We start from the raw sequence: 14883 nt of genomic DNA on the forward strand, positions 1-14883 counted from the left end.
GAATTTACCGGTCCTTGATACATATAGTCATGCGTTGATAATTCCGGTATCGTGCCGCCATGCCTCGCCGTGAAAAAATCCTTCGCCGCGTAGCGGTCGCTGTGGCTATTGCCTTCACACTGACTTTGGCGGTACCCGGTGTGCTGCCCACCAACGGGCCGAAGTTCCCGCTGTCGTGGCTGTGGAGCTGGACCTCCTCGGCGGCGTGGGCGTTCACCGGCGAGCGCGCTCCGACCCAGGCACGCGGCCGCCCTGTCTACAGTGGACACTACGTGGACGGTGGGGTCACGCGGGCCAACCGAGGCGAGGGCAGCGCGCCGCAGCGCGTGCCCGACGGGCTCAAGCCCTACGCGCCGCACGACCCCGACATCCGCCCCGGCCGCGCGGGCGGGGTCCCGCAGGGCTTCGACGCCGCGACCAGTGTGCGGTCCCATGCCGGCGCGCGCACCGACGTGTTCGAAAACGCCGACGGTTCGACGACGCAGCGCATCTCGGGCGGGGCCACCAACTATCGTGCGAAAAACGGCGCCTGGTACCCGATCGACACCCGCCTCGTGCAGCGCGCCGACGGGCGCTGGCACATGGCCGCAAACTCGCTCGGCGTGAGCGTCGGCCCGCGCGCAGACAAACCCCTGGCCACGCTGACCCTGCCCACCGGCGAGCACGTGGAATACGACCTGCTCGGCGCGCACCGCGCCGACGCCATCGTGGACGGGTCCACCGCGCTCTACCCGAACATCCTGCCGCACACCGATCTCGAACTGGTCGCCAACGGCACGGGCCTGAAGGAAACCCTGATCCTGCGCTCACCCGAGGCCGCGCACGAGTGGACGTTCCCCTTGCGCACCAAGGGCTTGACGCCGCGCATCGACTCCTACGGCGGGGTCGAGTTCGTCGACGCGTCCGGCACGCCGAAGGCGTGGTTCCCACCCGGGTACATGCAGGACTCCAAAGTGGACCCCCGGCACGGCGGGCACGAGGAGTCGACCAACCTGCGCTACGAGCTCGTCGACGGCAGCCTGAAGGTCACGGCCGACCCGAACTGGCTCAAGGATCCGAAACGGGTGTATCCCGTCCGGGTCGACCCGACCGCGACCACCGGCACCACCGGCGACGTGTTCGTGGACAACAACGCCTCCGGCCCCGACCACAACGGCGACAACCTCCCGGTGGGCACGTGGGACGGCGGCGCGACCAAGACCCGCTCGTTCATCGCCTTCGACACCGCGGGCTTCTCGGCGCGCAAGCTCAGCGACGTCAAGCTCAAACTCTTTCTGACCTGGACCTACTCGTGCGGCAACTACCGTCCGTTCAACGTGCACGCCGTGAATCAGTCGTGGACGGTGGCCGGACTGGACGCGGGCAGCTATCCCGGCCCGTCCATCGGCAGCACGCCCATCGGCACCCTCAACACCACCGACTACAGCGTGGCGTGCACCAACTCGGCGGGCAACCGCAGTGTCGGGCGCTGGGTGACGGTCCCGCTCAACGTGGCCACGTTTGACGCGTGGGCCCGCGGCACCGCCTCCAACTTCGGCATCGCGCTCACCGCGTCCGAGACCGACAACTACGCGTGGAAGCGCTTCACGAGCGCCAACTACTCCAGCGGGCAGTACAAGCCGTACCTCGAACTCACCTACACGGCCAACGTCGCGCCCCAGATCACCATGCGCTACCCGACCAACAACTTCGCGGCCACCACGCTCACGCCGACCCTCGTCGCGCGTGGCCACGACCCCGACCGCTGGCCGGATCGTGGCCTGCAATACCAATTCAATGTGTACAACGAGACCGGGCAGACGCTCATCGTCTCAAGTGGACCCGTCGACAGTGGGGTGTGGACGGTACCGGCTGGAAAACTCAATTGGGGCAAGTCTTATCTCTACACCGTCCAGATCGGCGACCGGTCGAGTTACAGCGCCGTCTATCCGGCTTACGCGTTCGCGACTCCCGTGCCGCAGCCTCAATTGACGAGCCGCTTGGCCCAAAACGCCAACAAGGGCTTCGACCCGAGCATCGGCAACTACACCACGTCGGCCACCGACGCGCAGGTCGCGACCAACGGGCCCGAGCTCGAACTCGTGCGCAGCTACAACAGCCTGGACCTGCGCACCGGCGGCGCCTTCGGCCGCAGCTGGTCGACCCTGCTGGACATGCGCGCCGTGGACGAGGGCGACACGGTCAAGGTGACCTATCCCGACGGTGCGGAGGTCGCGTTCGGACGCGAGGCCAACGGGACTTTTGTCGCACCACAAGGACGTTTCGCCACGCTCGGCGGGACCTACACGCTGACCGACAAGGACGCGACCGTCTACCGCTTCACACAGGGGAAGATCGCGTCCATCACCGACGCCAACGGGCGCGCGCTCACGTTCACCTACGACGCCAACGGGCAGGCGACCCGCATCCAGTCGGCCTCCGGACGCTCGCTGCACGTCACGTGGAGCGGTTCCCGCGTCGCGTCCGTGCACAACGACCTGAACGAGACGTGGCAATACACCTACGACACGACCGGCAACCTCACCAAGGTGTGCGACCCGACCAACGCCTGCACACACTATTCCTATACATGGATTTCTCAGTACGCCAACGCGATGCACAATCTCGGGCCGTACTCCTACTGGCGGCTGAACGAACCGCCAACCGAGTCGATTGCGCGCAGCGGCACGCTCCAGCACTCCGGAGTGGACAACGGCGTGTTCAATGACGTGGCGCTGGGCCAGCCGCCCGCGCTCGAACACTCGACGTCCTCATCTGCCGGCTTCAACGGCACGACCTCGCACGTGCGCCTGCCCAGCAAGCTCATCACCGACGGGCCCAACCAGTCGATCGCGCTGTGGTTCAAGACGACCGCCAATGGCGTGCTCGTCAGCACGCAAAACACCGACGGCACGGCGTCGCACCCGATCCTGCAGGTGGGCTCGGACGGCAAACTGCAAGGCCACTTCTGGACCGGCACCGTGGAGCCCATGGTCTCGCCCGCGCCCGTCAACGACGGCCAATGGCACCACGCCGTGCTCACCGCGGGCGCCGGCACGCAGTCGCTCTACCTCGACGGCGTGCGCGTCGGCACGCTCAACAAGGGCCTGGCCGCCGCCGACATGCCGCACGCCTATCTGGGCAAGGGCTTTACCGGGCAGATGTCGGACGCCGCGTTCTTCGCACAGGCGCTTTCCGCCTCCGCCGTCGCCGACCTGCACAACGTGGGCAAGTGGCCCCGCTCGGCGCTGACGAAGATCACCCGCCCGTCGGGTGGCGTGTCGGCGGCCGTCGCCTATGACATGAAGACCGGCCGGGTCGAAACCGTCACCGACGAAAACGGTGGCGTGTGGACGATGCGGCCCACCAAGGTGGAGGGCAACAGCGGCGTCTACGCGGCGTCCGTGCTCGGCGGCAAGCCGCTGGACTATTGGCGACTGTCCGATGTGCCCGGTGACGCCGAGGCGGTGAACGAGGTCGCGGGCGGCACAGCGTCCTACAACGACAGCGTCACCCTGGGCGTGCCCGGTCCGTTCGCGGATGCCAAGGCGGCCTCGTTCAACGGCACGAGCTCCGTGGTCACCAACGCGGCGCCCACATTGGACACCACCAAGAACTTCAGCATCTCGGCGTGGGTCAAACTGGCCGACAACACCAGGCATCAGCGCGCCGTGTCGGTGCTGGGCAACCGCGTCTCCGGGCTCTGGCTGGGCTACAACAAAGACGTCAACAAGTGGCAGTCCACCATGTACCTTTCCGACACCGACGGCCCGGCAAGCAACCGCGTTTCGTCGACGGCGGTCGCCGCACTCAACACATGGACCCATCTCATCACCACCTACGACGCGACCTCACGCGCACTCAAGCTCTACGTCAACGGCGTGCTGCAGGAGACCGTGACCGTCGGCGGCACCAAGTGGCGGGCGTCGAACGCGCTCGTGCTCGGGCGCGATGTTTACAACGGCGTCGCGGGCAACTATTGGAAGGGCGACATCGCCGACGTGGCGACGTTCGGCTCGGTGCTGTCGCCGGAACAGGTTGCGGCGCAACACGTCGCGTCGCGGCAGGCCGCGCCGGTCGCCATCACGAAGGTGGCCGACGGCGTCGCGGGGGTCGTCATGCCGGTCGCGACCGTCGGGGTCGTCGATCCCGGCGGGCGCGAGATCTCGTACTCGTATGACGTCATCAATGGGTATCGAATCGTGGCGCAGACGGACGCACTCGGCAACACCACCAAATACGGCTATGACGTGGGCGGCTACAGCAGCCTGACCTACGACCCGCTGGGCGTGCTGACCGAGGAGATCAGCGACGTGCGGGGCAACACGCTCCAGACCATCACGTGCCAGGATCAGTCGGCGCGCAAGTGCTCGTCGGTGCACTACACCTACTATCCCGACGCCACGTCGACCACGCTCACGCCCGATCCGCGCAACGACGTGATGCTCAGCATGCGCGACGCGCTCGGCAACACGACAACGTACACCTATGACGCGCAGGGCAACCAGACCGAGGTCGTGGAGCCGTTGGGACGGTCGACAAAGACCGTCTACACCAACGGTCTGCCGGTAAAGGTGACCTCGCCGGGCGGCGGCGTGGACACGATGGAGTACAACGCGGCCGGCGATGTCGTGCGCACCGTCGATGAGATCGGCAAGGTGACCACGTACACCTACGACGCGGTCGGGCGGGTCCTCACCGAGACCGAGACCACGAGCACCTTCTCCAACGGCCTCGCCACCCGGTTCACCTACGACGCGATGGGCCGCGTGCTCACGCAGACCGAGCCGAGCGTGACCAACCGCGTCACCGGAGCCGTCCACACCTCGGTGACGACGTCGGTGTACAACGTGGACGGTCTGGTCACCTCGCAGACCGTGAGTGACTCGACCGGTGGTGACGCCCCGCGCACGGTTGCGACCGCGTACAACGCCTACGGGCAGGTTGCGTCGGAGACCGATGCCACGGGCGGGATCACGCGGTACGAATACGACGCATACGGCAACATGGTGAAGGAGACGGAGCCGGACGGCAGCGAGGTGGTCAACACCTATGACGCCGAGGGCAACCTGCTCACGAGCAAGGTGGTGGCGCTCAATCTGACCACGGCGTCCAATGTGTACGACCCGGCCGGACGGGTCGCGTCGGAGACGGACTCGCAGGGACACTCCACCCTGTACACCTACACCGACAACGGGTTGGTGGCCAAGGCGGTCAGCACCGACGGCACGAGCTCGTTCGTCGTGGAGGAGAACTTCTACGACGCCGCGGGCAACCTCGTCAAAGAGGTCAACGACAACGGCACGACGACCACGGCCTACACCTACGACGCGGGCGGGCGGCAGACGTCGGTCACGATCGATCCGGCCGGGCTCAAACGGACGACGACATACACGTATTCGCCCGACGACGAGGTGCTGACCGCGACCGAAACGGATGCGGCGGGAGCGGTTGTCGGGTACACGGAATATCTCTACGACGCCGCCGGAAACCTTTTGTCGCAGACGGCTTACCCGAGCGCGGCCCTGTCGGCGACCGGCCGGTGGCGGCTGGCCAATAACGCCGACGCGGCCGGCAACAACAAGCTCACCCCGACCGGCAACGTCGGCTGGGCCACGTCGCCGCGCACGGCCGCCGTGCTCGACGGGACGAGCTCGCTGGCGACGGCCGGGCCGGTGCTCGACACGGCGCGCAGCTTCACCGTGGCGGCGTGGGCCAATCCGACCAACGCCGACCTCAACGCGGCGGTCGTCGCCCAGCAGGGCAAGACGGAGAGCGGGTTCTATCTCAAGCTCGACAGCATCGCGGGCGACAAGTGGTCGTTTGTCATGTACAACCACGACGACGCCGCCTCGCCGAACACGTATGCCACGTCTACCTCGGTGGCGCCGCTGAACACGTGGACGCACGTTGCCGCCGTGTATGACGGCCCGGCAAAGCAGATGCGGCTCTACGTCAACGGTGTGCTGCAGACCACGAAGGCCATCAACGCCGCGCACGTGCCGTGGAGTTCATACGGCCCGCTGACGATCGGGCGCCTGAAGTATCACGGCAACCAGACCGATTACTGGAAGGGCAGCATCAGCGACGTCCAGGTGTACCAGAAGGCGCTCACCACGGCCGAGGTCTCCACCGTCCACAGTGGAGGAACGGTCGAGCCGGTCATCCGGACGTGCTACAAGCTCGACGAGGATGGCCTCCCGCTGTCTGAGACCGACCCGATGGGCGACGTCACGGAGTACTCCTACGACGAGGAGGGCCGCGCGGTCGTGACCCTGGGCCCGGCCGTTTACACCGAGAACGGCGGCGGGCCGGCGGTGCTCGCGCGTCCAACCACGACGGTCGGCTACAACACGTTCGATGAGGTCGTGGAAACCAAGGACGCCAACGGAAACGTGACCACGTACGGGTACGACGCGGCCGGGCAGGTGACGTCGACGACGCTGCCCACGTACACGCCTCCGGGTTCGAGCACGCCGATCACGCCCGTTTCGCGCAACCAGTACGACTCGCGCGGGCACCTGACCCAGGCGACCGACGAACTGGGCAACGTCACGCGGTACGAGTACGACCCGCTGGGCCGGCTCGTCAAGCAGACCGCGCCCAACGGGGGAGTCTCGACCTACGCCTACGACCTGGGCGAGAACCTGCTGTCGGTGACGGACGCCAACGGCAACACGACCAGTGCCACCTATGACCACCTGGACCGGCGGCTCACGTCGACCCGTGGCGGGCACACGACCACGTACACGTACGACTCGGGCGGGCGGCTGGCGCAGGTGCGCACGCCCGCCGGGGTGACGACGTCGTACACGTACAACGCGGCCGACGAGGTGCTCACGTCCACGGACGGGGCCGGTGGGGTCACGCGGTACACGTACGACGGTGCGGGTCGCGTGACCAAGACGCAGTTGCCGGACAACACGTATTCGACGGTCACCTACGACCTCGCGGACCGGCCGTTGGCACGCAGCAACTACACGGCAGCGGGCGCGCTCGTCACGACCGAGTCCAACCGCTACGACGCGTCGGGCAACGTCATCGAGACCACGGACGCGCGTGGCACGAAGAACACCTTCACATACGACGCGACAGGCGTGGTTGTCCAGGCGCGCCAACCGATTTCGGCCACGGACGCGATCGTGACTTCGTTCGGGTACGACCTGATGGGCAACCGGACCAGGTTCACCGACGGGCGTGGCAACGCGTTTCTGGCCACCTACAACCGCTGGAACCTGCCCGAGTCGGTGATCGAGCCGGCGACCGCGCGGCACCCGAACCTGGCCGACCGCACCTGGACCAACGCCTACGACGCGACGGGACAGGTCAGCCAGCAGGTGTTGCCGGGCGGAGTACGGATCACGAACACGTATGACAGCCTCGGCAACCTCACCCGGCAGGTGGGCACGGGCGCCGAGGCCCCGACCGCCGATCGGGAGTTCGGCTACGACATCGGCGGGCGTCTGACGACGCTGTCCAGCAACACCATCACGTATGACGATCGCGACCTGATCCTGTCGGTGACGGGGCCGTCAGGCAACTCGTCGTTCACGTATGACGCGGACGGCAAGACGACCTCGCGCGTGGACGCGGCGGGCACCACCAACTACACCTACGACACGGCGGGCCGGCTCAAGACCGTGTCCAATGTGGCCAGAGCGGTCAACCTGACGCTCAACTACAACGCCGCGTCGCTTGTGGACAGGATTGTCTACGGTACCAACGGCAACTCGCGCACGTTCGCCTACGACGCTCTGCACCGGATCACAGCGGATGAACTGAAGACCCCGGCGGGCGCGTCGATCGCGAAGATCGCGTATGGGTGGGATCCGAACAGCAACCTGATTTCGAAGACGACGGCCGCCGGGAGCAACACCTACGCCTATGATCTGGCGGACCGGCTGACCTCGTGGAACTCGACCGGGTACACCTATGACAAATCTGGAAACCGGCTCACCAACGGGGTGCTGAGCTTCCGCTACGACGAACGCAACCGCCTGCTCGACGAGGGTGACGGCACGGCCTACACCTATACGGCCCGTGGCACGCTGCGGGAGACGATCGAGGGCACGGTCGTCATGGGTACCTTCGCCGATGCGTTCGGTCAGGTGACCCGGCAATACAACGCGGCGCAGAACTACCGCGACTACTCATATGACGGGCTCGGCCGCGTGATGCGCGCCGGGTTCGCCTACACCGGCCTCGGCAACCACCTCGCCGCCGATGGCGACGCGCTCTACACGCGCGACCCGGCCGGCATGCTGCTCGGCGTCGGCGACCGGTTGGCGTGGACCGACCTGCACACGGACGTGGTGGCCCAGTTCACGGCTTCCTCCAGCGCGTTGTCCGGCACGACCACGTACGACCCGCTGGGCAAGATCCTTGCCACGTCGGGCATGGTGGGCAACCTCGGCTACCAGTCGGAGTGGACCGACGCGTTCACCGGGCGGGTCAACATGTTCGCCCGCTGGTACAACACGAACACGGGCCAGTTCGACACGCGCGACACCGCCAACAACGACCCGATACCGGACTCCATCAACGCCAATCGGTACCAGTACGGCGACGGCAACCCGGTGACGGTGACCGATCCGACCGGCCACTGGGGCTGGAACCCCGTCAAGGCGATCAAGAAGGCCGCGTCGAAGGCGTGGAATCGCACCAAGAACTCCAGTGTCTACAAGTCCGCGTCACGCAAGGTCAGCCAGATCTACAACTACGGGAAGACGAAATACAAGCAGGTCAAGAAGGCCGTCAAGAAGAAGGCCAAGAACTTTGTCCGGTCCGTCAAGAAGACGTACACCGCCGCGAAGAAGTGGGCGAAGAAAAAATACAACGCGGCCAAGCGTTACGTGAAGAAGAAGTACAACGCGGCCAAGCGTTACGTGACGAAGAAGTACAAGGCCGCCAAGAAGTGGGTGGCCAAGAAATACCATCAGGTCAAGAAGAAACTCAAGCGTGCCTACCACCACGTCAAGCAGGCCGGGAAGAAGATCATCAGCAAGGCCAAGCGGGTGGTGAAGCGGACCGTCAACACGGTCAAGGACGCCTATAAGAAGACCGCCAAGTGGGTCAAGGAACACAAGGCCGAGATCGCGGGCTTTGTGGTCGGGGCCGTGGTCGGCATCGGCTGCGGTGTGGCCATCGGCTGGACCGGCGTCGGGGCGGTGGCGTGCGGTGCGCTCGCCGGGGCGGCCGGATCCCTTGTCACGGGCGCGATGCAGGGCCACCGTGGCTGGGATCTGGTCAAGGACGCGCTCATCGGAGGAACCATCGGCGCGGTCACGGGCGGCCTGTTCTCGGTCGGCGGCGCGGCGCTCGGGTCGGGTGTGCGCGCGGCGGTTTCGGGCGCTGGCGGGCGTGCGGCATTGCGGATGGCGGGCAACGCGGCCCGGTCGGAGGCGGGCAACATCGTTCGCGGGGTGAGCAACGCAGCGAGCGGGCTGCGCAACGCGCTCAGCCGCCGGGCGGTCCCGTGCCGGCACAGCTTCGATCCCAAGACCCCCGTGCTCATGGCCAACGGGCAGACGGTGGCGATCGAGAAGATCAAGCTGGGTGACCGGGTCCTGGCCACCGACCCGCGAACCGGCCGCACGGAGGCCAAGCCGGTCACCGCGCTGCACATCAACCTCGACAAGGAATTGACCGACCTGACCGTCCGTTCGGACAAGACCGGCAAGACGACGATTGTCAAGACGACCCAGCACCACCCGTTCTGGGACACGGCGGCAAAGTCGTGGGTGGACGCGGCCAAACTGCGGTCAGGCGGCAGCGTGCTGGTGGACGAGGCGGGCAACAGCAGCCGGGTCGTGCAGGTCCGCAACTACAGCGGCCAGCAGACGATGCGTGACCTCACGGTCGCCGACATCCACACGTATTATGTTGTCGCCGGCGATACGCCGATCCTCGTGCACAATTGCGGCGGGGAGGCCGTCGTGCACCTCGACCCGAAGGCCAAGCACGCGGCGATCACCGTGCGCGACGGCGATGAGGTGATGAGCACGGAACAGTTCGGCAGCACGCAGAACCCACGGGCCGGTGTGCAGCACTTCGACCCGGACAACCTGCCCAGCACGACCATCAACGTGCGGGTCAACGTTCCCAATCCGCAGGCCGCGATGGCGTACGCTGAGGTGATGATGGACAAGACGGCCAAAGGCCTCTATCCGTCCTACGATCTGTGGACCCAGAGTTGCGTCACCTACTGCGCCAATGTGTTGCGCGCGGGTGGGGTCGACATCCCGACCGGCACCACGGCGGCCACACGCTGGCTCATCAGACACCATGGTTAGCGTTCGACTGGGCAGAGAGGCGAGGTGAAGATGTCGCTTCCCGAAGGCTGGGAGTGGCTGGACGATGTCCCCGACGAGTGGGAGGCCCCCGAGGAACTGCGCCGCCCCACGCGCTTTCCGCACGCCAACCTCGCCATCCGCATGCTCTCGTGCGAATATCTCAGCCACGAGAATCGGGTCCTGCTCGGCCGGTTCATCAGCGAATACTCGCTGTTTCAGATGTGGTACCTGGACGAGCGCAAGGAGTCGGGCGGCGATCCGAAGGAGGCCGCCCTGCTCGCCCAGGTCCCGATGAACCAGACCCGGCTCGTGTACGAAGCGTGGAAGCAGCTCGAAAACGCCGAGGGCGCCCAGCTCAAGGACGCCGCGCAGGCGGCCCTCGCCGATGCGCTGTGGGAGGCCGTCGCCGGACTCGCGCACGCTAGAGAGGCAACGCCGCCGAGTTGATGTCCTTAGGGTGCAAAATCTTCTTCTCGGTACCGGACACAGCCAAGTTGATCATCGCCCTCGCTATATCCTCAGTCGTGGTCACCGCGTTGGGCGCGAGGCGTTTCAGCAACGGATACAGCGGTTTGGCCACCACATACAGTGCGGCATAAAGCCTCGTGCGCGACTTCTCGCCGTGGCTCGGGTGGATGTAGCCTGGCCGGAACATGTACCCGTCGAGGTCCATGGCCAACAGGTCGCTCTCGGTCTTACCCTTGACCTGGGACCACATGCTGCGCCCGTTGGCATCCGTGCCCGCACCCGACACGTAGACAAACGTCATCCCCGCATTCAGCCGGGCCAGCGTCTTGGCCGCAGCAATCGTCAGCTCATAGGTCACACGCCGATAATCGGCCCCGCTCATGCCCGCCGAAGACACACCCAGGCAAAAGAAACACGCCTTCACCCCGGTCAGCTGATCCTCCACAGTGGACAGATCGTAGAGGTCGGCCGGCACGATCTCACGCAGCTTCGCATGCCCCTGCCCAGTCGCCTTGCGCCCAACCGTGAGCACCTCCGTGACCCGCGGGTCCACCAGACACTCCCGCAGCACACCCTGCCCGATCATGCCCGTAGCACCAAACACGACCACCTTCATGCCCTATATCATCCCAGCACGGAAAACTCCCGCCGAATCCACCGCTCCACAAACTCCCGATAATCCACGGGCACCACGAGTCCTTCCACCGGCCGCCCCGCCCGCCTGCTGTCCACAAGCTCCGCAAACTTCGGAAGCTCGGCCCCCGACGCCTCTGCTGCTTCCAAGTACGGCAGCGCAAGGACCGGATGCTCGGCGCTGATGCCGTCCACAAACCTCATGCCAAACTCTGTGGGCAGCTTTTCGCGCGTCCGCAGCCAGGGCGTAGGTTGCCGCATGAGCCAGACGCTCGTCTCGTGGCACCACGGGTGATCATCCTGCCGCGTGACAGCAGGGTGCTCCAGGAAATTGAAGGCGCAACATACCAGATACAAGCATCGAGGGTCGTCCAGTACCGCCGTGGACTTGGGGTCGACCCAATCTCGATACTCCGCGTGCTGCCGCAGTGCTTCAGTTTCGTGCCACCAGTGCTCACCTCGACGGCCGCTCAGCAGTTTCCCGATCAGGAACATAGCGACCTTATCGCCAGCTGCTACAAGACTACCAAGGTGCCCGACAACGGCGCGGCCGAGATAGCGGAGGTTCCCGTCAAGGCTGTCGTTCAACAGCGATCTCAACGGCGCGTCGTTGCCGATGACTTGGCCCCACTGCTCGTCCGAGATGTCCAACCCGAATCGTTCGTCCAATGACGACATTCGTGCGGAATTAATTGCCAGGCCGACTATCCGGTCACTGAATGCCGGGGAGAACGGGACATGGCCGCTTGCCCGTGCCACGAAAGCGACCAGCGGACCGTCGCTCCGCTTGAGGAGCAGGTCGAGGATCTGCTCGGCGCCACCATCCCGATTGCGGTCGAAGAGCTGGATCGCGAGCTGCGCCACCTCCTCCCACGCGCCGCGCTGCACGTGCGGCCGGATCACCGCGCTGATATCCTCGGCGCTGGCGTGGTGGCGCACCAGATGCTCTGCCGCGAAGAACTCCATGAATGTGCGGTGGGCGAAGCCGTAGATCGGCTCGGACTCGGTCGAGCCCACCTCGGCGAGCACCCAGGCCCGACCGGCGCAGAAGTCGAGAAAGTCCGTCGCCTCCCGGCGTGCGTCGTCCTCGTCGAATCCCTTGGCGCGCAGGTACTCGATCACGATTGACATCACTTGGCGCTTCGGCATCTCCGCGTTCTCGGCGACGGCGAACATCTGCCAGGCCAGCTCCTGAATCCCGCCGCGCACGAAGCCCTGGAACGCCAGCGGCATCCTGATCCCGCGCATGGAGTCCCAGCGGTCGAAGAGCATCACGGCGCACTTCTCATACACCTCGGTGCGATTGCGTGGGATGTATTGCTCTGACGAATACATCCCGCACAGGAGTGCCAGCAACAGGGGATTGCTCCGAAGGTCGGGGATGCTTGTGCTCTCGGCGATGAAGGCCTCGCAGATGCGGTCGCGCTCGTGCACCGCCAGGGCCTCGTCGAGGGCGAACCAGTTGGCGGCGTAACGCTCGACCCGTTCGTCGTCAAACGGTTCGATCGATGCGGTCTGGAAGAGCGTCGTCCGCAACGGCACCTCGGGATAACCGATCCTGCGCGACGTCACGACGATTGGGGTCGTGGGGTAGAGGTGGGCGAAGCCGTCGATGAGGTCGACCACCCGTCGCCGCAGGCCTACATCGGTGAGCTCGTCGAGGCCATCGCAGATCACCATGGCGCGGCCGTTGAGGAGAAGGTATTCGACCGATTCGACTGGCATGTCAACGTTGTGAGGTGACGCGGCGACGGTGGCGAGGTGTTCTGCGAACCGGTGTTCGAGTGCGGACTGCGGCAGATCCCGAAGCACCACAAGGAAAGGCGTGACTTCCGTGCCGGCGGTGTCGTGGGCGAGTTTGGTGGCGAAGGTGGACTTGCCCGCACCGGGGTTGCCGAGGATTACGTTGCGAATGCCGGGTTCGCGCTTGATGTGAGGTTCGACGTAGAGGCGGTGCCAGGGCACGGTGCGGCTCGTGCCCGTGTGCGGCACGCGTAGCTCGCCGTGCATGGCACGCACCTGAGCGCGCAACTGCGCCGCCTTCTCGTGAATGGCATTCACGGAATTTATACGGCCCAGCAGCTCGCCGTTGCGGGCGGCGGCCGCGGCCAGGTGTGCCTTCACGGTCACGTCGATCGGGTCGAGCCGGATCTCATCCCTGCGGCTCGCCACCAATAGCGCATCGAACACCAGATCGGTAACGGCGACGAGCCGGTCAGGCGGGACGCCGGTGGCGTGGCGCAGGCCGTGCCGCAGCTCCTCGCGGACCATCGCGCCGATGCCGCCGGAATGCTTGTCCAGCAGCACAAGCTGTACCGCGAGCTGCTCGAAGTCGGGACTGTCGAGATAGGACGCCAGCCCGCGGGCCTCACTCTCCGTCAGCTCATCGATCGTAGCTCGGGCGACCGCAGCCGGGACGGTGGGCGTGCTCCACTCCCGTAACTGCTTGACGCGCATCCGTCGCCACAGCCGTTTGCCCAGGAACGCGGCGATGCTTCCGCCCGCGCGCACCGCCGGCCCCTCGATCCCACCCATCGCGCTTCCTCCCAAAGCCCGGGGGAGATACTCTCACAGAGTGACACCATCGTGTCCCACTTGCGGCAGCATTGGCACACCGGTCCTTTTTGGACTCCCGGCACCGTCCGCCCTTGAGGCCGAGGCGGAGGGTCTGCTTATCCTGCCCGGCTGCATCGAGCCGGAGGATCACCCACACTGGGAGTGCCACGAGGGCCACGGCTGGGCGACGGACGAGGCCGAGTGGGAGCGGGCGCTCAACGCGATCCTGGAGGGCCGCCCGCACTGCGCACGCTGCCGGGGGCCGATCAACGAGCCCAACCACGCCTTCGAACACCTGTGCCGATTCTGCCGGGCGGGTGCTTGACGCGCCGGTCGATCGCGTAGTTGCGGGTCGGCCGCGCGGTGAAACCTGCCCGCCCGAAGCCACCGCCAATACCGTAGCGCTCGCCAACACCGTCGAAGAACCATCCCTCGCCGTCGTTTGGCGAGCCGCGTTGCCCGCGTTGCCGCTGGGCGAGCTGCGCTGCCGTGTGTTGCCGCCGGGCGAGCCGTGTTGCCGCTGGGCGCCGGGCGGCCCGAGTTGCCGGTTGGATGAGCCGCGCTGCGTGTCGCGATCGCCGCACTGCCGTTTCGTGAGCCGCTGGCGTTTGGAAGGCTGCGGAACGCCGGATAGCCGGGGGAGGGTGGGTTGTTGCGTGCTACATCTCTGCGCCGAGTAGCCGGAGCAGAGATGTAGCGCTGCGACGACATGGCCGCTTCGCAGGCAATGGCGGCTTTTACCTGCGTAACGGGAAGAGTTTGACCCTGCGCGCGTGTCCGCATCGCATGCGCTGTCGTCCCTTGCAAGCCGACGGCGGCGAAGCGCGGTCCCGCCTTGTGTGCGGGGGGTTGTGGGCCGGGCGGTGGTGAGTGTGCGGCGACCTTGGCGGGGGGTGAAGCGCGAGGTCTGGCTTTGTGTGCGGGGGTGGTGGGCCGGGCGGTGGTGAGTGTGCGG

The 14883-nt window shown here is 66.1% G+C and carries 5 protein-coding genes; 3 read left to right on the plus strand and 2 right to left on the minus strand.

Annotation, left to right across the window (positions count from 1 at the left end; all coding sequences use genetic code 11):
* Positions 1-59 precede the first annotated feature (59 nt).
* Positions 60-10271, plus strand: coding sequence for a LamG-like jellyroll fold domain-containing protein (locus DM816_RS00910; RefSeq protein ID WP_162906970.1), 10212 nt, complete (start codon positions 60-62; stop codon positions 10269-10271).
* Between the two features lie 30 nt (positions 10272-10301).
* A complete protein-coding gene (locus DM816_RS00915) occupies positions 10302-10718 on the plus strand; it encodes a hypothetical protein (RefSeq protein ID WP_162906971.1) in 417 nt (138 codons plus the stop codon).
* On the opposite strand, the gene DM816_RS00920 is transcribed toward DM816_RS00915, so the two are convergent.
* On the minus strand, positions 10693-11355 hold the full coding sequence (locus DM816_RS00920; RefSeq protein ID WP_117208091.1) for an NAD-dependent epimerase/dehydratase family protein: 663 nt from the start codon (positions 11353-11355) through the stop codon (positions 10693-10695). The two genes, DM816_RS00915 and DM816_RS00920, sit on opposite strands and share 26 nt — an antisense overlap.
* A gap of 8 nt (positions 11356-11363) precedes the next feature.
* Positions 11364-13907 carry an NACHT domain-containing protein gene (locus DM816_RS00925; protein WP_117208092.1) on the minus strand — a complete coding sequence of 848 codons (2544 nt, stop codon included), beginning with the start codon at positions 13905-13907 and terminating at the stop codon, positions 11364-11366.
* Positions 13908-13947: 40 nt separating this feature from the next.
* Here DM816_RS00925 and DM816_RS00930 point away from each other — a divergent pair, with 40 nt between their 5' ends.
* On the plus strand, positions 13948-14253 hold the full coding sequence (locus DM816_RS00930) for a hypothetical protein (protein ID WP_117208093.1): 306 nt from the start codon (positions 13948-13950) through the stop codon (positions 14251-14253).
* The last annotated feature ends 630 nt before the right edge of the window (positions 14254-14883 follow it).

The organism is Allorhizocola rhizosphaerae, from assembly GCF_003426775.1.
Lineage (GTDB): Bacteria > Actinomycetota > Actinomycetes > Mycobacteriales > Micromonosporaceae > Allorhizocola > Allorhizocola rhizosphaerae.